We start from the raw sequence: 19,067 nt of genomic DNA, 5'->3' as shown, positions 1-19,067 counted from the left end.
CATATTTTGGTATCAGAATACAATTTCATGTGGGGTGCATGGCGAGTAATATCAAGGCTTACAGCAGCAAACTAAGGGTTTTCCCTTATTCCATTGAGGTGCTCACCACCATATGATAGCTGCCTGTTTTTGACATAAATCAATAACCAAAACAAATCCAAATCATGCTGAGAGGTAACATTCCATGGGGTTAATACGTAATTTACTGACACTTATCGGCCTGGCCACTGTCGCCGGTGCTGCCTACCTGTGGACAATCATTGGTCCTGATCTTCAGGCAATCAGCAAGTTCGATCCACAGGCTAAAAATGTCTACGCGACAATGTTCAAGGGGCTGGCAGCTACTGGCAAGTCAGCCGATGCGACCGTGTGGAAAATTCCGCTAGAAGAGGATATCAGCTGGGAAGACGCTGAAGAGGCAATGCGCTTCGTAGCGAACGAACACAACATCAAAAACGTTGGAGAGCTGCCGCTCTCAGAGCAGGTCACACTGATGACAGGCGAAGAGCAACGTTTTCTGAAAATTTACCAGTTCTGTAACCCGCTCACTGCGGCCAAGATGGTCGACTACAGCGATGCCTTCTCGGCTTATCTGCCATGCCGCATAGCCATGGTTGAAGACAAGAACGGTCAATTCAATCTCTATTCACTCAACATGGATATGATGATTCACGGCGGTACACCACTGCCACCCGATTTACTGGAGGCGGCAAATGACGTCAAGACCATCATGCTCGACATTATGAAGCGAGGAGCGGCTGGCGAATTCTGACACTGGTACCATCCTGGTGAAGGCGTGACCCGAGACCCGCAAGAGGCACATCTCACGCATCAGAATACTGAATTGCCACTAACTCCCCTTCATCGGGGAGTTTTTTTGTCTGCGTAAAACCGTAAAATAGCCTGATATTGCAAAACGTTTCGAGAATTTCTGCATATGACTGATTCACCGTACATTATTGACATTACACCTGAGAACTTCGGCAGCGTTGTCGTCGAAGGCTCGATGCAGGTACCCGTACTGGTCGATTTCTGGGCCGACTGGTGCCAGCCGTGCAAGGCGCTGATACCTGTGCTGGAGAAACTCGTCAACGAGTACCAGGGCAAATTCATCCTCGCCAAGGTCAACACCGAGGAGCAGCAGGAGATCGCTGCGCACTTCCAGATCCGTAGCATTCCCGCTGTCAAACTCTTCAAGGACGGCCAACCGGTCGATGAGTTCATGGGTGCACTGCCCGAAGCAGAAATCCGCACTTTTCTCGACAAGTACATAGAGAACGAATCAGGCGGACAGCTCGAACAGGTACAGCAGATGATCCTTGAGGGCCGCACTGACGAGGCTGCAACCATGATCCAGCAACTGCTTGATGAGGATGCTGCAAACCCGCAGGCAATCATAGCCTTCGCACAACTGAAGCTGGCTATCGGTGAAAAGGATGCCGCGCAACAAGCACTTGAGAGCCTGCCGCTGGATGAACAGCAAAAGCCCGAGGTTGCCGCCATGAAGGCACAGATGCTGTTCGAAAGCGTCGCATCGACTGCACCACCCATCGAAGAGCTACAACAGAAACTACAGCAGGATGCCAGCGACAGTGAGGCTCGCTACCAGCTTGCAGCGCAACTGGTGATGCAGAATCAACTTGAAGCTGCACTCGATGAACTACTGCTTATCGTGCAGAAAGACCGCGCCTATGGCGATGATGCTGCGCGCAAGGCGATGATCCAGGTCTTCGACATCATCGGTGACCACCCGATCACCTCGACCTATCGCAGCCGCATGTTTAACTACCTTTACTGAGAAACAGCATGGACCAACAGACACAAACTGAACTTGAAGCCGCCGCCTTTCGCACTCTGCTCAAGCATCTCGACAAGCGCAAGGATGTGCAGAACATCGACCTGATGATTCTCTCCGGATTCTGCCGCAACTGCCTGTCACGCTGGTACAAGAATGCAGCAATTGAGCGCGGCATCGAAATGGACGACGACACCTCGCGCGAGGCCATCTACGGGATGACCTACGACGAGTGGAAAAAGAATCACCAGCAGCCTGCAACTGCAGAGCAGCTTGAGGCATTCAAGTCAGTAACGCCTGAAATGACGACCGAGTAACAAGAGTCGCGTGACATCAACCAGCGTCATCATTCCAACTTTCAACCGTGCAGAAACACTGTCACGGGCGATAGAGTCGGTATTGGCACAGACTCACACTGCCGATGAGATCATCATCGTCGATGACGGCTCAACGGACGAAACCCAAGAGCTGTTGACTCACTATCCACAGCTCAAGGTAATTCGGCAGCAGAACCTTGGTGTCAGTGCAGCGCGTAATCGCGGTATTGCCGAGGCAACAGGTGAATGGGTCGCCTTTCTCGATTCGGACGACACATGGCTGCCAACAAAACTGCAAACCCAGCTCACTGCTCTCAAAGAGAATCCGGACCACCGCTTCTGCCACACCGAGGAGATCTGGATTCGCAACGGGGTGCGCGTCAACCAGATGAACAAGCACGCCAAGAGTGGCGGTCACATCTTCGAGAAATGCCTTCCCATGTGTGTCATCTCGCCCTCATCGGCACTCATGCATCACACTCTGTTCGACAGCATCGGCCTGTTTGATGAATCACTGCCGGCATGCGAGGACTATGACCTGTGGCTGCGCCTGTGTGCCACTGAGCCCGTGCTTTATATTGAAGAACCGCAGATCACCAAGTACGGCGGCCACGAGGACCAGCTCTCACGCAAGCACTGGGGCATGGATCGCTTCCGTATCCAGGCACTGATCAAAATACAGCAGTCCGGGGATCTTGATGCACATCAGCAGTCGCGCGTGGCTGAAACCATTCGCAGCAAGGCCGAGATCCTGATCAAGGGCGGTCTCAAGCACGGCAATCATGAGCTGGTCGAAAACTACCGGGCATTGCTTGCGCAACAGCCAGCCCTATCAATGGAAGGCAAGACATGATCCATTTTGTTGTCGCCTTCGATGCCGAGGCCCGCCCGTTAATTGATCATTTCAAACTCAAGCGTCAGCATCATGAGCGCAGCTTTCCCGTCTATCTCGGAGAGCAGCATGCCTTGATCGTCTCGGGTGCAGGTAAAATCGCTTCAGCTGCAGCAACCGCTCACCTGCACGGCCTGACAGGATTCCAACATCAACAAGTGTGGATCAACTTCGGCATCGCCGGCCACCCTTCCCTGCCTGTTGGCGAGACGCGTCTGTGCCATCAAGTTATCGATAAACTGAGCAAGCAGGTTTTCTATCCCCAGCTGGTCATCAAGAGTCCCTGGCCGAGTGAATCTCTCTTCACACTCGATGAACCAGACGACAGCTATGCCGATGATGCTCTACTCGACATGGAAGCAAGCAGTTTCTTTGCCACTGCCAACCGCTATGCAACAGCTGAACTGGTGCAGGTCGTCAAGGTTGTTTCGGATAATGCCGAGGCACCTATAAACGACATCCCGACAAAACAGCAAATCATCGAATTGCTAGCCCCGCAAGTGGAGCAGCTGAAGCATTTCAGTGATTCACTACAACAGCTGGCGAACCAGTTACAGCCGGACAGACGTATCGGAGAGGCTGCAGCGTACTATCAGCAGAAATTCCATTTCAGCTTCAGCCAGTCAGAATCATTACGGCACCTGCTACAGCAGTGGATCGCTCTCGATGCAGCGATCAGCACCGATGAGCTGTGCCGATTTGATGCGAAATCTTCCCGGCAATTACTTGAAAAACTGCAACAACAGATTTCTGACGCGGGGCAGCCGACATGATCCCGCTGGTCTATGTCGAAGAGTCTGTACGCAATCACCCGCGTACTGAATCAATACTTGCACGGCACCCGCGCGCAAGTGTTGTTCCGATTGAGCGCTACGGCAGCATCTTTAATCACAGCCAGCAGAATTTCCGCCTGCAAAAACAGCGGCCCGCGTTGATTCTTGCCAACAAGCATGGCCACTTCGTGCAACCGGCACCCGATGCCTATGGTGTTGGCGGGAATCACAACTGGTATTTCTCGCACATGCTCAACTGCCTGTACGACTGCCGTTACTGCTTCCTGCAGGGCATGTACCGCTCGGCGCATTACCTTGTGTTCGTCAATTTCGAGAGCTTCCTTGACGATATCGACAGCAAAATAGAAACGGGTAAGCAGAACTGGTTCTTTTCCGGCTACGACGCCGACAGTCTGGCGCTTGAACCGGTCACAGGTTTCGTAACGAACGCCCTGCCCTTCTTCGCAACACGCCCGGACGCCTGGCTCGAACTGCGCACCAAGAGCACACAGGTACGCCAGCTGCTGGAGCACGACCCACTGAGCAACGTTGTCACTGCCTTCAGCTACACACCGGAAGCGACATGGAAAGCAACCGAGCACAAGGTACCGTCGATCGAAAAACGCATACAGGCCATGAAAAAACTTGCCGAAAACGGCTGGATTGTCGCACTGCGCTTTGACCCATTGATCGAGCAGGCCGGTTTCAACGACGCCTACAGTGCATTGTTTGAACAGATTTTCAGCCAGGTACCAGAGTCCATGATCCACTCGGCGACCATTGGTCCGTTGAGGATGCCAAAACAGTTTCACCGCACCATGGAAAATCTCTACCCGGAAGAATCCCTGTTCGTTTCCGGACTCGCACAGAGAAACAGCATGGTCTCCTATCCAGCGGAACGCGAGAGGGAAATGATTGAATGGGCGACGGACGAACTCGAAAAGCACCTGCCCGGAAACAAAATCTTCCCGAATTTACCTTCTTAAAGGGTTATAATCACACCCAATTTTTCTAGACAGACGTAGTGCAGGCCAACAGCATGCAATTCATTGAAACCCGTGGAAACGATGGTCAACGCCCTTTATGCGTTCCATTCTCCGACGCCATTCTCAATCCGATTTCCTCCTTTGGCGGCATCTATGTTCCGGAATCACTTCCACAGCTCGGGCTGCCTTTTCTCGAGGAACACCTGGATTCTGACTACAAAACCCTGGCGCGTGCTGTTCTCGATGCCTATGAAATCGATATTGATGCAGAGGTTATCGATGCGGCATTGAGCCGCTGTGACGACTTCGATGATCCGGCCAATCCGGTTCCGGTCGTCAAGGTCACCGACAACCTCTACGTCAGCGAGCTCTATCATGGCCCGACGCGCGCATTCAAGGATATGGCACTACAGCCATTCGGCGTGCTGCTTTCAAGCCTCGCCCAGTCACGTGAAGAGCACTACCTGATCATGGCTGCAACCAGCGGCGATACGGGGCCTGCAACGCTTGAGACTTTCAAGAATCGTGCGAACGTCAAGGTCGCCTGCCTCTACCCGGATGGCGGCACTTCCGATGTTCAGCGTCTGCAGATGGTCACCGAGGATGCCGACAATCTCAAGGTTATCGGCATTCATGGAGACTTTGATGATGCCCAGTCAGCACTAAAATCACTGCTTTCCTCAGAGACCTTCCGTGCGAAGCTAAAGGAGAAGCAAACCCACCTGTCGGCGGCCAACTCGGTCAACTTCGGGCGTATCATTTTCCAGCAGATCTACCATATCCACAGTTACCTCGAACTGGTTCGCCAGGGTGCAATCGAGCTTGGAGAAAAGATCTATCTCAACGTGCCAAGCGGAAATTTCGGTAATGCACTGGGCGGATACTATACGATGAAAATGGGGCTGCCGGTGATGAAGATCCTCATCTCCTCAAACAGCAACAATGTTCTGACTGAACTCATCAATACGGGTAAGTATGATCTGCGCGAACGTTCCGTGATAGCTACGTCTTCACCGGCAATGGATATTCTCAAGTCATCAAACGTTGAGCGCATCTTCTATGATCTCTATGGAGCAGAGCGCACAAAAGAGTTGATGCTGTCACTCGATAACGATAAATACTACGAGCTCACAACAGAAGAGACTGCCAGGCTGCAGTCGATTTTCTGTGCTGATTACTGTAATGATAAAGAGGTCAACCGCTACATCAAGCAGGCGTTCGATAACGGCTACCTGATGGATCCACACACGGCCACCTGCTTCAAGTCACACGACAGCTGCAGAGAGAAAGCTCTCAAATCGATTGTCTACTCTACCGCAGAGTGGACCAAGTTCTCACCGACAATAGCAAACGCTTTGACCGGAGAAGTCGACACCCACGATATCGACGCGCTGAAATCGATTTCGGAAGTCGCAGACACACCGATTCCTGCATTGATCAGTGAGCTCTTCGACAAGCCCATTGCGCAGGGTGCAGTGATCGACAAGGAGAATATCGAGAGCGAAATTCTCTCGTTTCTGGAATAGGCATTTTTCGCACCGGCCGGAACCATTCCTTACCTCGCAGGAAACAACAAAAAAGGGCAGCCATTGGCTGCCCTTTTTCAGTTACAGAAAACTGCGGTTAACAATTAACGCAGTCCCTGAACATATGAGGCAACAGCCTCGATTTCGGCATCTGTCATTGATGCAGCAACATCCTGCATCATTTTGCCGGCATCGTTACCACGTGCACCGGAACGGAAATCACGCAGCTGCTTGGCAGTGTACTTGGCGTGCTGTCCCTGCAGGCTGGGGAACTTGGCAGCCGGGTTACCAGAACCAGTTGGACCATGGCATGCAGCACAGGCAGCAACACCTGTAGAGGCGTTACCTGATACATACATAGCCTTACCAGCTTCAACCAGTACGGGATCGGCTTCACCGCCCTTCGCTGTCTGGCTTTCGAAATAGGCTGCGATATCAGCCATATCTTCCTCGCTCAGAGCCGCAACCATGGGAGCCATCATGGGATCGGTACGAACACCGGCCTTGAAGTCCGCCAGCTGCTTGGCGATGTAATCCGCATGCTGTCCAGCCAGGCTAGGCCAGTCAGGGTTAACGCTGTTACCATCTGCCATGTGACAGCCGGCACATACTGCTGTTTTTGCCTTACCTGCAGCCGCATCCGCCGCAAAAGACTCCACAGAAACCAATGCTGTCACTGCAGACAGCAGAATCATCCAAGTTTTCATTGCCTTACCTTACAAAATTTGTTTTGGAAAAATAATCCGGAATTGAAACAATGCGGGCACCAAATAGGTGCCCACACCGGAAAAAACGTGCGAATTCTACCTCATTTCAAGCCTGAATAACAGGCTGTCGAGGTAGTAGATTACTTGATTACTTCGGCGCCTGGGCTGAGAAATGAGCTGACAGTTCATCAATGTCCGCGTCAGACAGGGCTTTAGCCTGGTTATTCATATTGTTAGGGATAACAGCATCGGCACGCGTATCGTTCTTGAAAGCATTCAGCTGCTCTACAAGATAGGCCTTATCCTTTCCAGCAAGGGTAGGATAGCCAGGAATCGGGCTATTACCATCCTGACCGTGACAAGCGGCACAAACAGCCAGTTTAGCCGGGGCAGCGAAAGTAGGGGCAGCAATCATGGCTGAAGCGATCAGTGCAGAGGTAAGTACGATATTTTTCATAACAAGGCTCCTTAATAGACCTGAGTATTTCTTTACTTTAATAAGATAAATATTGCCCTGCAGGCGCGAAAAATCGCTCCCGCAAGGCATTCAATTTCTTTCCTGAGCCGGAATCTATCCCAGACTGAGCCTCTGGTCAATGATGATAATCAATTAGTCATAGGCGCCCGATTTCCCGGAAAAGAGGGAAAACCGACAAACCGGCGGGTAATAATTCGCTTTCAGAGGAGAATTTATGTTGACCGGGCGAACAAGAGTCCTTATTATATCGCGCTCTTTCCCCGGTAGCTCAGTCGGTAGAGCGGGTGACTGTTAATCACTAGGTCGGCAGTTCGAGCCTGTCCCGGGGAGCCATATTAAAAAGGCCCACAGATTTGATCTGCGGGCCTTTTTTCTTTGCCTGACTCAGGCTCATAATCCTTTGACCCTGGTTTAACAGAGCGTTTAATCTTCTACTGATTACTACCGTTCCTTACCGGTTTAATCCATTTTGCCAAGGTAATGAGCATGGCGTCAGGAGTTATGGGTTTCGTTATGTTATCATTCATGCCCGCATCAAGAGTTTTCTCTTTGTCACCCTTCATTGCATTTGCTGTCTGGGCAATCACGGGAAGATCGCGAAACTGTTCCTGTGCGCGTATTCTGCGTGTTGCCTCATAGCCATCCATAACCGGCATCTGACAATCCATCAGGACGCCATCGAAACTTTCTCTTGCCAATATCTTCAGTGCTTCCTGACCATTAGACGCCACTTCAGTATCAATACCATTCATAGAAAGAATGATACTTGCAAGTTCCTGGTTGACCTCATTGTCCTCTACCAGCAGTAGTCTCGCACCCTTCAACTTCTCTCTCGCATCAGCAACATCTATGACAGCCTTTCTGGAGAGACCTTTTTCAGTTTTACTATCCTCTAGTTGCTTGTCGAGGCGGACAAAAAAGTGGAAATTGCTGCCCACACCAGGTTCACTTTCGATCCCGATCTCTCCACCCATGGCCTCTACAATCTTCTTTGAGATAATCAAACCGAGACCAGTACCGCCATATTTGCGTGTTGTTGAACTGTCCGCCTGACTGAATGGCTGAAACAGTTTCTTCTGCTCTTTAGACGAGATGCCGATCCCGGTATCTTTAACACTGAAATTCAATACGTAGTCCTGCTCATTTTTCTCCTGTAGTGACACAGTCACTGAGACCTCGTCTCCTTCCGAGCTAAACTTGAGTGCGTTGCTTAAAAGATTCAGCAACACTTGACCAAGACGGGAGGGATCACCAAGTAGATGCTCTGGAATGTCTGAAGCAATGTCAGTTGACAGGGAAATCCCACGCTCAACAGCGCTGGTTTTAATAATGCTGAGGTTACTGTTGAGAACCTCCCTGATATTGAAATCCACACGCTCCAACTCAAGCTTGTCTGCTTCAATCTTGGATAAATCAAGAATATCATTCAGAAGAGAAAGCAACGCATTTGCTGAGCTGTGTGCCTTGCTGATGTAATTTGCTTGCACATCATCCAGCTCGGTGTTCAGTGCCAAATGTGTCATGCCGATGATGGCATTCATCGGTGTCCTGATTTCATGACTCGTATTCGCTATGAAAGCAGATTTTGCCTCGTTTGCTGCATCAGCCTGCTGCCTTGCGATAGCAAGAGCCCTGGTGCGAATTTCAACCAAATCCTCAAGATGGTGGCGGTGATCTTCTAGCTCCTTGACCAGTCGTTTTTTCTCTGTAATGTCCTCTTTCACCGCCACGTAGTGTGTAATCGACCCACCAGGCTGGCGAAGAGGGGAGATAATAGCGAACTCAATATACTCGCTGCCATCCTTGCGCTGATTGATAAATTCACCACTCCATGATTCGCCTTGTGTCAATTTCCCCCACATCTCAGTGTAAGTCTTTTGAAGTGTCTTACCTGAATTAAGGATACGGGGATTCTGACCAATCGCCTCTTCACGACTATAGCCGGCTGCCTTGATAAAGGCCTCGTTCACGTACTCAATTTCTGTATCCAGGTTGGTGATCACGATACTCTCCGGACTCTGCTCCACTGCCTGCGAAAGCTTGCGAAGATTTTGATCTGCCAGTTTCTGTGCCGTGATGTCAGTGAAGGTGATAATGGCGTGGAGCAATTGCCCATCGGCATCCAATTCAGGGAATGCACTCACCAGGACCCAGACGCGATCTTTTCTGGCAGGATGATCAACGCCTATCATGAGACCGCGGATCGGCTGGTGCGTGTCGAGAACACGCTGCACGGGGTATTCTTCCAACGGCATAACTGTTCCGTCTTCACGAACGAAATTCCAGACCGGGTCGATGGCGACCTTCCCCTTCATCTGCTCGACTGACAGGCCCAGAATAATCGATGCCTGCTCGTTAGCAAGAAGGATTTGAGAATCGGGCCCATGTACGACCACGCCGGCTTGTAGATTTTGAACAAGTTGCCGGAATTCTTTCTCGCTTGCTCTCAGTGCATCCTCCGACTGCTTGCGCTCAGTAATATCAAGAAACACCGTGGCAAACTGCCCCGGTCCGGGGCTAAAGGCAGAGATGTCAAAGAAACGTTGCAGAGGTGGATAATAGGTTTCAAACTGGAGCGATTCACCTGTACTCACCACATTGGTATATTCATTTAAATATGGCGGTGGGGTAATGTCATATAATTCACTTGCCAATTGTCCTGCTGCTGTATCAGCACGTATTCCGATCAGTTGCTCAAAAGCAGTATTGACATCGAGAATCCGGTAATCTATTGCATGCCCCTGCGAGTCATAGACCATTTCGTGCAACGCCACGCCCTCGGACATGGTTTGAACAAGGCTTCTAAATTTCAACTCACTCTGCTGGATTATCTCCTGTGACTTTCGATGCTCAGTAATATTATGACCAATGCCGAGAACACCAATCAGTTTGCCATCCATGTCAAACATTGGTGTCTTGGTGGTTTCGAGAAGCTCTTCGTGACCATCACTCGCAAAGGTTATCTTCTCTTCATTGACAGAAGGCGCACCTTTCATCATGGCTTTTCTATCATATTCCCGGAAGAAATCGACAAGCTCCGGATCAAGAAAATCATAGTCTGTCTTGCCGACAATCTCAGCCTCGGTTGCCCCAAAGAACTCTTCAAAACGTTGATTGCAAGCGAGGTAAACCCCGTCAGGATCTTTTAACCAGACCAGGTCCGGTAGTGTCTGCACCAACGTCTTCAGGAAACCCTTTTGATGACTGAGCTCGCTTTCCGACTGAACGAGTTTTTCATGATCTATTTCACCCATGATGGAACTTTCAAGTGTTCTTAGTACTGGCCTCAGACTATTAAACAGTCTTTCTTGAAATAGATCCTCAATCGCAGTGCTCATAACCAGCACGCCATTATGAGACAGTGGATATACGGCAAAAAATTGATCCGTTACATTGTAACAACTGCTTAACTCAGCATGCCCTGGTGATCCGGGTGAAATTACAAGCGGATTCAGTTTAATAGACAAATCCAGGATGACCTTTTCAACATCTCTTGTTGCTGTTACAGATTGGACTTTTGGCACAGATGACAGCAAATAAAACCCCTGTGCGTCAGGATTCATCCACCAGACTGAAGCGCTTGTCAGATTGTAACGCGACATCAATACACTCAAGAAACGTTTTGATGTGTCATCCGGTCCCACTGACTGCCCTGTAGACAATGCCAGCTCATAGAGACGGAGTAACTCTTCCGTCAGGCTCTCGGATGGAATAACGCGATTCATATGCTGGTTCTCGTCATGGCGGGCTAAGAGTAAGCCAGAGAAATAACAAATGTCTTATTGTAAAACTCAAGCTTTGCGCTCTTATTCCCACATATTTCACCAATTGCAAGCACACCTTCAGCCTGTGTGTCTGTAAAACTATTCAACACCTCGTCAACAGCATTCAATTCATTCTCCAGGTCATCTCCGAGCATTAGTGCTCTTGAAAAGCAGTCAGAAACAAAGCAACTGGTCACCCCGGAAGTGTCGCTACACTCAGCAGTTGCCTGCCGCGCCGCATCAATCAGGGTGAATTTATCGCCTTCAGAAATATAGATGGCAGAATTCTCAGCCACCTGTGACAAGAAAACAATATCATCTGCAGGGTTAATATCGATAGGGACCCTGACAACATCTTCAGCAGCCTGCTTGCCAATAGTGATCGGATACCTGGAATTGATGTAGGGAAATACCGGCTTGTCTTTTAACTCAGGTGCGAGCTTCTCAACTTCGTTTCTGTAAAAGCTCCCTGCTGACTCCCAGTTCAACTCACTGATCATGTTTCCATTTGTTTGCGTTGCAATAAATGGACCTGCCACGCGACTCCACCCATGCTTGACCCTGTTATTAGTTTTATCCGGTAATAGTACTACGAGTCCGCCAGATGGAATCATTCCTTCACCAGCAAATATCGACTGCTCAACTCGCAAGTCATGGTATCCGGCTCCTGCACCTGCATAATTGATCTGCATACCGAAATGACTATAGATATCATCAAGAAAACCGTTCACATTCGGTGCCAGGCAGTCGACAAAAACGAGAGCACTTCTGAAGATATCAATATTATATGTCAGGAACTCTTCCTGCCAGTTACATGAATCCTCGGTCAGTGTTGCAGTAACCACCGCCGCTTGCTCCGGCAAGGGAATCGCAATCGCCCCTTTATCCTTGGACCGTGCTCCCTGAATAAGACCAGGGAAAATACCTCCATAGAGAAAGAACCCCCTGGCTGTTGCAGCCGACAGTAACTCGGGCATCTTGTCAGCATGCTTTTCCGATACATATAACAACCAGTTAGAAGTATCAGGATGTTTTCTGTGCAGAGTCTCAAGCAACTCATCAACTGAATTGAAAGGTAGATACATTAAATACTCCTTACTGATAGCTTTACAGCTGCTTCATTGACATTCTGATGAATTCTATACTGCCACATTTTGAAGCGTTTACTATAAAATTAAAAGAAGGGGCACACTGCAATCGATATCAAATCATGCCTCAGACGTGATTCAGGATGCCATGAACGGTGACACCTGCAAAACTACACCCAGGTGTAGGTCGTCAAAGCATATGGGACCACTTGAGCTAATTTCTAAGAGATACTTTTCTGCTCATAGCCGCTCCAGTTTAGCCTGCTAATCGCAGGTTTTGTACTTTTCTCTGTGTCATGGTGCGGGACTTGATGACAGCCCGCTGATCCAGAGTCTCATTTCTCCTCCCATAATAAACATCAGCAGGACTTTCGTGTAACCCACACAAAACAGAATTCCCACCCCACACCCGCCTTGGATCATCCTCGGCGGGTTTTCTTTTGTCACAACCACACAGGAGCACCACCAATATGCTGCAATTCAAGCACCCCTCAGACATCTCTCAACTCTCTCCCACCGACCCCGCCCATCTCACTATCCAAGACCTCATCTCCCGTCTCATCACCCCGCTGACCTCACCCGAGGGCATCTACGACCACGAGGCATACGGCTGGATTGTCCTCATCCAGGAAGGCGATCTCGAAAACCCTCTGACGGACATCTGGCCGGACGGCGAGTGGACCCTCCTCAACATACCGTGGGAGGGCATTCTGCTTCGAGACGGCTTCTTCCAGGCGATCTACCTAGCCAATAATGATTTTGGATTGGTCTTCGTCATACCGGACGAGGAATGGCTCACACCAGAGGCACGTTCCATGTTGGAGGAACACCTTGATCCATGATCCTTAACGCGGAGACCTGGGTATCTTATTTGATTACACACAGGAGAAAATCCATGCCCGATTCAATCAAAAATCTCAAAACCTTCAAATGCCCTTCCCTTTCAGGCAAATCCACCCTCACCTACCATCTCGGCTGTGACGAAGAACAGAAAGTCTATGTTCGGATTTACAACAACACCGGCAACGGCTTCTTCTCGAAAGAATGGGTCTCGCTCGATTTGGTCAATGAAGCACTCAAGAATGCTGCCGAACCGATCACCTCAATCGCCTTCTTCAAGCTGTTCAAACGCCAAAGTGTCAATACACCCTCCTTCCTGCTTGCGGCGCTCAAGAACGAGAAGCTGGTACAACCCATCAAGGGAAAACAGCGATGTCACGAACTGGCCGATCCCAAGCCCTTTCTGGGCAAGATGCAAAAGCTGATGTCATCCAAGACGAAGCCCAAGACCGTCAGGAAAAAAGCTCCCATGAAGAAGAAGGCTGCAGTATCCAGGAAGAAAACCGCCAAAACCGTCTGAGAAATATCTCGTAACCGAGTAACACGAAGCGCCCTTCCACAAATCCCAAGAAAACACTCAACTTTTTCTATACGTCCTTTCTGCACTGAACAATGGCGATCCTATTTCGCCCCTCAGTAACTCAATCATTTCCAACACTTTTCATCTTTTCGGAGAAACCATGATCACAGCAACGCTCTTGTTTTCGGCAATTGCACTCCTTCTTTTTCCTGTGACACGTCTGTACGGCTTGCTTGGCTTTACGGCTCTCACTTACCTCAATCCCATTCTCATGCTCAGCATCACAGTGCTTCTGGCATGGGGCTACTACTACCTGAAATTCAAAAAGAGGATCATTCCATGAACTATCAAGACTACCTTTCCGATGCGCTTGAACTGCTTTCCGCCTGGAACCTGCCTGACGATGAATTCACAGACGCAGTGAACGATCAAGCAAAACTCATGGCGGGATATGATTTCGATGAAACATGGGGAATGCATGTCGATAATCCCTACTCTTCTCACTACTAGCGCACTAGTACTTCCTCCCACTCCCTCCCAGTCCTTCCTTCCAAGCAATAAATCAAGACAGACATCAAAGCCGATTCACGTCGGAGGCTTTCTTACGTCTGCAATATTCCGGGGTGACGCAATGTTGCCCCAATACTTTTTCTTTTCTTTTTCTATCTCCACTCACAGGCATTCACAATTACTACTGCAACAGATCGTAAGAACAGTGAAACTGATTTGCCATGGAAGGCCTTTCACATCCTCTTTATTGGTAAATATGCCTTGGCACACAGGGATATAATCTGTTGAAACTTCTCTCATAACACTTCACTATCCTTGTAATATTGGCAATAACTTCAGGGAAACTCTTCGTGATTAAAATCCTCATCAAAAGCGCATCGGCCATTCTCACTCGCACTGCCATGCTTTCAATAGTATTGGTGCTTCTACTCCTCTCAAACATCCTTTCCCTGACCAATTATTCTTTCCATGCGGCACTCTATGGATTGCTGGAAACAACCCCTTATACGAAGACACTGAAAGACACGCCCACCTCACGATACAGAAAAGTTATAAAAGATAACGACATTCTAGTAGACGACAATTACACGTTGGCAAAAACCACAAGATCATTTGAGAAGCAGGCTGAATTTGAGCGTCGTCAAAATAAAATTTTGGATGGAAAATACAAATCCCTTGTTAAGGACAACGAGAAGATCATTGAATCGAAACGTGTGCAAACCGAAAGAATCGAACATACTGCAAATAAAATTGCAAAACGCACTGCACGCAATGCGGCGTTGAATGTCTCATCAGTACCTTTTGAAGTCATTCCTTGGATTGGCATCGCCACTATCGCCACTGTGACCCTTGCTGACATTAACGCAGGATGTGAAACGGTAAAAGACGTAAATAACCTGATGAATGATCTTGGCCTTGCTACTAATAATGACGATAAAAAGACAGTTTGTGGCTACACTGTTCCGACTGTAGGCGAACTACAAAAGACAGCGATAGAAAAGAAAGATGAGTACATTGACATCTTAAAAGATATATTGACCTGGTAATTCGCCTGCGATGGAGAATCCTGAAATCAGATATATCACGCGTGACCGATTGATCCCCTGCACCTACACCCCCACCCCCTGACTTTTTCCCACTTTATCCACTGCCGCACACTTCTAGGTGGTAAAAGTGGGTTTTTCAATGGGGGGATGGGCAGTCTTTCTGTAAACCTACACCCTTCGCATTTCATTCTCTACACCGGCACCTAGAGATCAGTATGGACCAATTTTTTCCGAACATCATCACTGTCGCCTGTGTCTGTCACAAATGACCAGAATAAGTCATCAACGTCTTGTCTCCAAGCAATCGGCATGCCCACCAATCCCTGTAATGCATATAGCGAAAAGAAATCTGGAATCATTTTCCGCATTTAATTGACATTGCATTTGATAAACATAATAATTGGCAGCAGCTGAAATCTCAGCTCACTATTGATAGCCCTCATCCGTTACCCCTATCTCGACGGATTCCAAAAGTGTTAACGCACCCCGGTGCACTAGCATGGAATACGTACAATGCTTCCTGAAAAAAATTCCGCTGCATCAGCAGCAAATATCAAAATTGAAGAAACTCAGGCGACTGAGCAACCGTCTGACACGGACATCACTGTAACCGACAAGTCATCACAAGATAATCTCCCCGATACGCAAGCATCAGAGAAGAAGGACGCGATCGATTCACCGATCAGTATCCCCGCTTCAGAACCTGGTGAAGTCGAAGGAACTACATCCACAGCAGTTGAAAGTGACACTGATGATGTACCTACAAATCAAGACTTGATCGATACAGCCCTTCAGACCATTGAACGCGCTCTGGACAAGGCACCTGATGACAGTGTTGTGGTATTCGAGGGCCCGGTCATCGGTTCAATGGCCACACTGCGTCAACTCAGCATGGCGAATTATCAAAATTGTCGTGCCAAGTTCAAAAAGGCAAACAAGGCAATCTCCGTTTTGGCCATTGACCATGAAGTCGAACAATTTCTTCAGCAAACTGAGCTACCTAGTACCCATCATGCTTTTGCCAGTGCACTGATTCAATCACAGACATTCGATGGCCATGCACCTGTCAGCCATAACGGACAACTGTATGCGTTCGATCCCATCTCGGGAATGTGGAAACCGATCACTGTGGATCATCTTGCACGTCGGGCTGCAGAAAGGTTCGACGGTCGCAAAAACTGCGATCGGACCAATGATTACAAGAATATCGCTGAGCATGCCATTACGCTGACTGCAGATCCTGAGTTCTTCGATAATGCCCCTGTTGGTCTGGCATGCCCTGACGGCTTCATCAGCATACAAGATGGTCAGGTCGTAACCCAGCTACTGACAGCCGATCATCGCCAACGTGTCCAGATCGACTTCACACCCACAGAAATTCCGACACCCCAGTTTGACGAATTTCTCGATGAGACATTTCAGTCCGATGTTCCAAATGAGAAAGATCAGCAAATCACTCTGCTTCAAGAAGTTGTCGGTGCATTGATGCTTGGCATTGCCCACCGGTATCAGAAGGCCATAATTTTCTATGATCCATTTGGTCGTGCCGGCAAGGGTACACTCGAACGATGCATACGTGAACTGGTCCCGAAGGAATATGTCACGGCAATCTCTCCATTCAACTGGGGAAAGGAATATTACCTGGCCTCTCTTGCGGGTTCGCGTCTCAATGTGGTCGGTGAATTAACTGAACAGGACTCGATTCCATCGGCGGCATTCAAAACCGTGACGGGTGGTGACTTGCTCACCGGCAGGCATCCAAATCATCGTACGATTACGTTTAAGAATGAAGCGGGCCACCTGTTCATGTCGAATCACCTGATCAACACACGTGATCACAGTGAGGCTTTTTATACCCGATGGCTGATCATTGAGTTCCCTAACAGCAGATTGCGATCTGGCCTTCCGATTGACCCATCCCTGGCAGATAACATCATCAAGAGTGAGATGCCCGGTATCGCACACTGGGCGCTTCAGGGAGCGATGCGTTTGCTGGATCGACAAGCCTACTCCGGTTCGATTGCCCATGACCGTTTGATGGCCAAATGGCGTCACACGGCCAACTCTCTTGAGGAGTTCATTCATGAAGAGTGTGAACTCGGCGACATGTCACTTTACGTTAAACGTTCAGACCTCTATAGCGATTATAGCGACTGGTGCAAGGAGAATGGGCGCAAGCCATTTGCCAAAGGCAAGGTCAGGGAACTGCTTGAGCACAATATCGGTTTGGGTATCACGCACAGCACCCTGAACGGCTATGAGGTGTTCCGTGGTGTCCGCATGAAGGAGGAGCCTGAACAGACTCGATACAACGCGCCACAGGCCAACACAGGCGATTCTGATACCGACGTAGATGATTTTGACTTCTAAGTGACAGCAAGTGTCTCCGTACCTATCCCGACAGACCGCATTCGACCCCAAGTGGGGAAAGTGGGTTTTTCGGGGTGGGCCGGGGTCCTGCAACCGGTAGACATACCGTGATTCTTATCTGGCCGGAGAGCGATATTTTCGACAGCCCCAGGCCCGATAAAAAATCCACCTTTACCACTTCAATTTCCTGAAAGGAGAACAATATGAAGATAGACCTGACCCAGGACATGATCGATCAAGGCTTAACTTGTCCTGTTGGTAAAAGAAAAATTGAATACTGCGATGCAAAGGAGGTGCCCGGGCTCTATGTACTCGTGACCTCAAGTGCATCCGCAAATTCTTCGTACTACCTGCGCTGGAAGCAGCACGGCAAGACGAAACATACACGGATTGCACGCGTGACCGATATTATCCTGGCAGAGGCACGTTCAAGAGCTTTGACATTGCGCAGAGAGATTGCCACCGGAAATTTAACGGAAGAGCGGGAGCAGAAACGCAAGCAGCAGATGACGTATTCCGATCTGTTTGAGGAGTATGTGACCTACAAGCGCCCTTTCAAACGATCCATCGGCAAGGACATTCAGTTCTACAACCTGCGCATCAAGGCAAGGTTTGGATCACGCTTGTTATCAAGCATCTCCCGCCATGACTTGCAGAAATTCCAGGCAGACCTGATCAAGGAGGAATTGTCAGAGGCGACTGCCGATTTGTATTTGAGGCTCCTCAAGCACTCCATGTCTTTGGCTGAGCAATGGGAGTACATCGAGAAGTCACCAGGAAAAGGCCTGAAGTTGTTCAATCCCGACAACGCGGTGGAAAATCACCTCAGCAAGGAAGAACTGAAGCGCCTTGTAGATGTCTTGATGAGTGATGAGAATCGACCCGTCTGCCAGATTGTGCTTTGGTTGCTTTCAACAGGGGCCAGGCTTAATGAGGCGCTAAAGGCCCGTTGGGAGCATATCGACAGGAATAAGCGCCAATGGACCATTCCTGCCACAAATGCGAAGTCAAAGCGTTCGAGAGTAGTACCCCTCAATGACACCGCGATGGGTATTCTTGAACAGCTTGAGACCGAGGGTCAGCATGAAACCCTGTGGGTCAATGCCAAAACCGGTAAGCGATACACCACGATCCAGAAAGTCTGGCAAAGATTGAGATTGAAAGCAGGCCTGCCCCACTTCCGGCTTCATGATGCGCGCCACAGCTTCGCAGCAATGGTCGCCAATGATGGAACGACTTCGCTCTATGCTATCGGTACACTGCTTGGACACAAGTCGAATGTCAGTACCCGCCGGTATGCAAAATACTCAAGTGACACCCTGCAATCGATATCGAATCATGCCTCGGATGTGATTCAGGATGCCATGAACGGCGACACCTGAAAACTGCACACAGGATCAGAAGCAAGGATGCTTCATGGTCCACCTCCGCCACTCTCCAGGACATTCGGCGTCT

The 19,067-nt window shown here is 49.2% G+C and carries 18 protein-coding genes and 1 tRNA gene; 15 read left to right on the top strand and 4 right to left on the bottom strand.

What is annotated here, in order from left to right:
- Nucleotides 1–184 precede the first annotated feature (184 nt).
- The 7 genes from BOW06_RS10880 to thrC all read left to right on the top strand — a co-directional run bounded on the left by BOW06_RS10880 (nt 185) and on the right by thrC (nt 6,289).
- Nucleotides 185–772 carry a DUF302 domain-containing protein gene (locus tag BOW06_RS10880; protein WP_043117452.1) on the top strand — a complete coding sequence of 196 codons (588 nt, stop codon included), beginning with the start codon at nt 185–187 and terminating at the stop codon, nt 770–772.
- A gap of 165 nt (nt 773–937) precedes the next feature.
- The gene (gene trxA, locus BOW06_RS10875; RefSeq protein WP_078453441.1) at nt 938–1,798 is read left to right on the top strand and encodes a thioredoxin; all 861 of its coding nucleotides are present in this window, start codon (nt 938–940) and stop codon (nt 1,796–1,798) included.
- 8 nt (nt 1,799–1,806) lie between these two features.
- Nucleotides 1,807–2,112, top strand: a complete 306-nt coding sequence (locus tag BOW06_RS10870) for a DUF1244 domain-containing protein (RefSeq protein ID WP_043117456.1) — start codon at nt 1,807–1,809, stop codon at nt 2,110–2,112.
- A 10-nt stretch (nt 2,113–2,122) separates the two neighbouring features.
- Nucleotides 2,123–2,965 (top strand): glycosyltransferase family 2 protein, encoded by an 843-nt coding sequence (locus BOW06_RS10865; protein WP_043117458.1) that lies wholly within the window; start codon nt 2,123–2,125, stop codon nt 2,963–2,965.
- Nucleotides 2,962–3,777 carry a 5'-methylthioadenosine/S-adenosylhomocysteine nucleosidase family protein gene (locus BOW06_RS10860; protein ID WP_052132225.1) on the top strand — a complete coding sequence of 272 codons (816 nt, stop codon included), beginning with the start codon at nt 2,962–2,964 and terminating at the stop codon, nt 3,775–3,777. The genes BOW06_RS10865 and BOW06_RS10860 overlap by 4 nt, the downstream gene beginning before the upstream one ends.
- Complete coding sequence (locus BOW06_RS10855) at nt 3,774–4,763, top strand: SPL family radical SAM protein (RefSeq protein WP_078454748.1); 990 nt, start codon at nt 3,774–3,776, stop codon at nt 4,761–4,763. The genes BOW06_RS10860 and BOW06_RS10855 overlap by 4 nt, the downstream gene beginning before the upstream one ends.
- A 53-nt stretch (nt 4,764–4,816) precedes the next feature.
- Nucleotides 4,817–6,289 (top strand): threonine synthase, encoded by a 1,473-nt coding sequence (gene thrC / locus BOW06_RS10850; protein ID WP_078454751.1) that lies wholly within the window; start codon nt 4,817–4,819, stop codon nt 6,287–6,289.
- A gap of 104 nt (nt 6,290–6,393) precedes the next feature.
- On the opposite strand, the gene BOW06_RS10845 is transcribed toward thrC, so the two are convergent.
- Nucleotides 6,394–6,996 carry a c-type cytochrome gene (locus BOW06_RS10845; RefSeq protein ID WP_043117461.1) on the bottom strand — a complete coding sequence of 201 codons (603 nt, stop codon included), beginning with the start codon at nt 6,994–6,996 and terminating at the stop codon, nt 6,394–6,396.
- Between the two features lie 148 nt (nt 6,997–7,144).
- Nucleotides 7,145–7,453, bottom strand: a complete 309-nt coding sequence (locus BOW06_RS10840; protein WP_043117463.1) for a c-type cytochrome — start codon at nt 7,451–7,453, stop codon at nt 7,145–7,147.
- A 278-nt stretch (nt 7,454–7,731) separates the two neighbouring features.
- Between BOW06_RS10840 and BOW06_RS10835 the strand changes: the two genes are divergently transcribed.
- Nucleotides 7,732–7,807 (top strand) — tRNA-Asn (locus tag BOW06_RS10835).
- Between the two features lie 98 nt (nt 7,808–7,905).
- Here the strand turns inward: BOW06_RS10835 and BOW06_RS10830 are convergent.
- Together BOW06_RS10830 and BOW06_RS10825 are read right to left on the bottom strand one after the other, a co-directional pair.
- The gene (locus BOW06_RS10830; protein WP_078454747.1) at nt 7,906–11,199 is read right to left on the bottom strand and encodes a PAS domain-containing hybrid sensor histidine kinase/response regulator; all 3,294 of its coding nucleotides are present in this window, start codon (nt 11,197–11,199) and stop codon (nt 7,906–7,908) included.
- Nucleotides 11,200–11,222: 23 nt separating this feature from the next.
- The gene (locus BOW06_RS10825; protein WP_078455043.1) at nt 11,223–12,323 is read right to left on the bottom strand and encodes an FIST C-terminal domain-containing protein; all 1,101 of its coding nucleotides are present in this window, start codon (nt 12,321–12,323) and stop codon (nt 11,223–11,225) included.
- A gap of 473 nt (nt 12,324–12,796) precedes the next feature.
- Between BOW06_RS10825 and BOW06_RS10820 the strand changes: the two genes are divergently transcribed.
- The 7 genes from BOW06_RS10820 (at nt 12,797) to BOW06_RS10795 (ending at nt 18,994) form a co-directional block, all read left to right on the top strand.
- Complete coding sequence (locus BOW06_RS10820) at nt 12,797–13,168, top strand: hypothetical protein (protein ID WP_043117466.1); 372 nt, start codon at nt 12,797–12,799, stop codon at nt 13,166–13,168.
- Nucleotides 13,169–13,221: 53 nt separating this feature from the next.
- On the top strand, nt 13,222–13,686 hold the full coding sequence (locus tag BOW06_RS10815; protein ID WP_052132227.1) for a hypothetical protein: 465 nt from the start codon (nt 13,222–13,224) through the stop codon (nt 13,684–13,686).
- Between the two features lie 160 nt (nt 13,687–13,846).
- Nucleotides 13,847–14,029 (top strand): hypothetical protein, encoded by a 183-nt coding sequence (locus BOW06_RS10810; RefSeq protein WP_043117467.1) that lies wholly within the window; start codon nt 13,847–13,849, stop codon nt 14,027–14,029.
- Nucleotides 14,026–14,196 carry a hypothetical protein gene (locus BOW06_RS13105; protein WP_179115169.1) on the top strand — a complete coding sequence of 57 codons (171 nt, stop codon included), beginning with the start codon at nt 14,026–14,028 and terminating at the stop codon, nt 14,194–14,196. The genes BOW06_RS10810 and BOW06_RS13105 overlap by 4 nt, the downstream gene beginning before the upstream one ends.
- Nucleotides 14,197–14,546: 350 nt before the next feature.
- Nucleotides 14,547–15,242 carry a hypothetical protein gene (locus BOW06_RS10805; RefSeq protein WP_078454745.1) on the top strand — a complete coding sequence of 232 codons (696 nt, stop codon included), beginning with the start codon at nt 14,547–14,549 and terminating at the stop codon, nt 15,240–15,242.
- A 513-nt stretch (nt 15,243–15,755) separates the two neighbouring features.
- A complete protein-coding gene (locus BOW06_RS10800; RefSeq protein ID WP_043117468.1) occupies nt 15,756–17,612 on the top strand; it encodes a DNA primase family protein in 1,857 nt (618 codons plus the stop codon).
- A gap of 203 nt (nt 17,613–17,815) precedes the next feature.
- The gene (locus tag BOW06_RS10795) at nt 17,816–18,994 is read left to right on the top strand and encodes a tyrosine-type recombinase/integrase (protein ID WP_078454744.1); all 1,179 of its coding nucleotides are present in this window, start codon (nt 17,816–17,818) and stop codon (nt 18,992–18,994) included.
- Nucleotides 18,995–19,067 lie beyond the last annotated feature (73 nt).

Origin of the sequence: Solemya velum gill symbiont (assembly GCF_002020255.1) — a bacterium.
Lineage (GTDB): Bacteria > Pseudomonadota > Gammaproteobacteria > Chromatiales > Chromatiaceae.
Note: the sequence above shows the minus strand (reverse complement) of the source record. Positions and strands in the feature narration are given on the sequence as shown.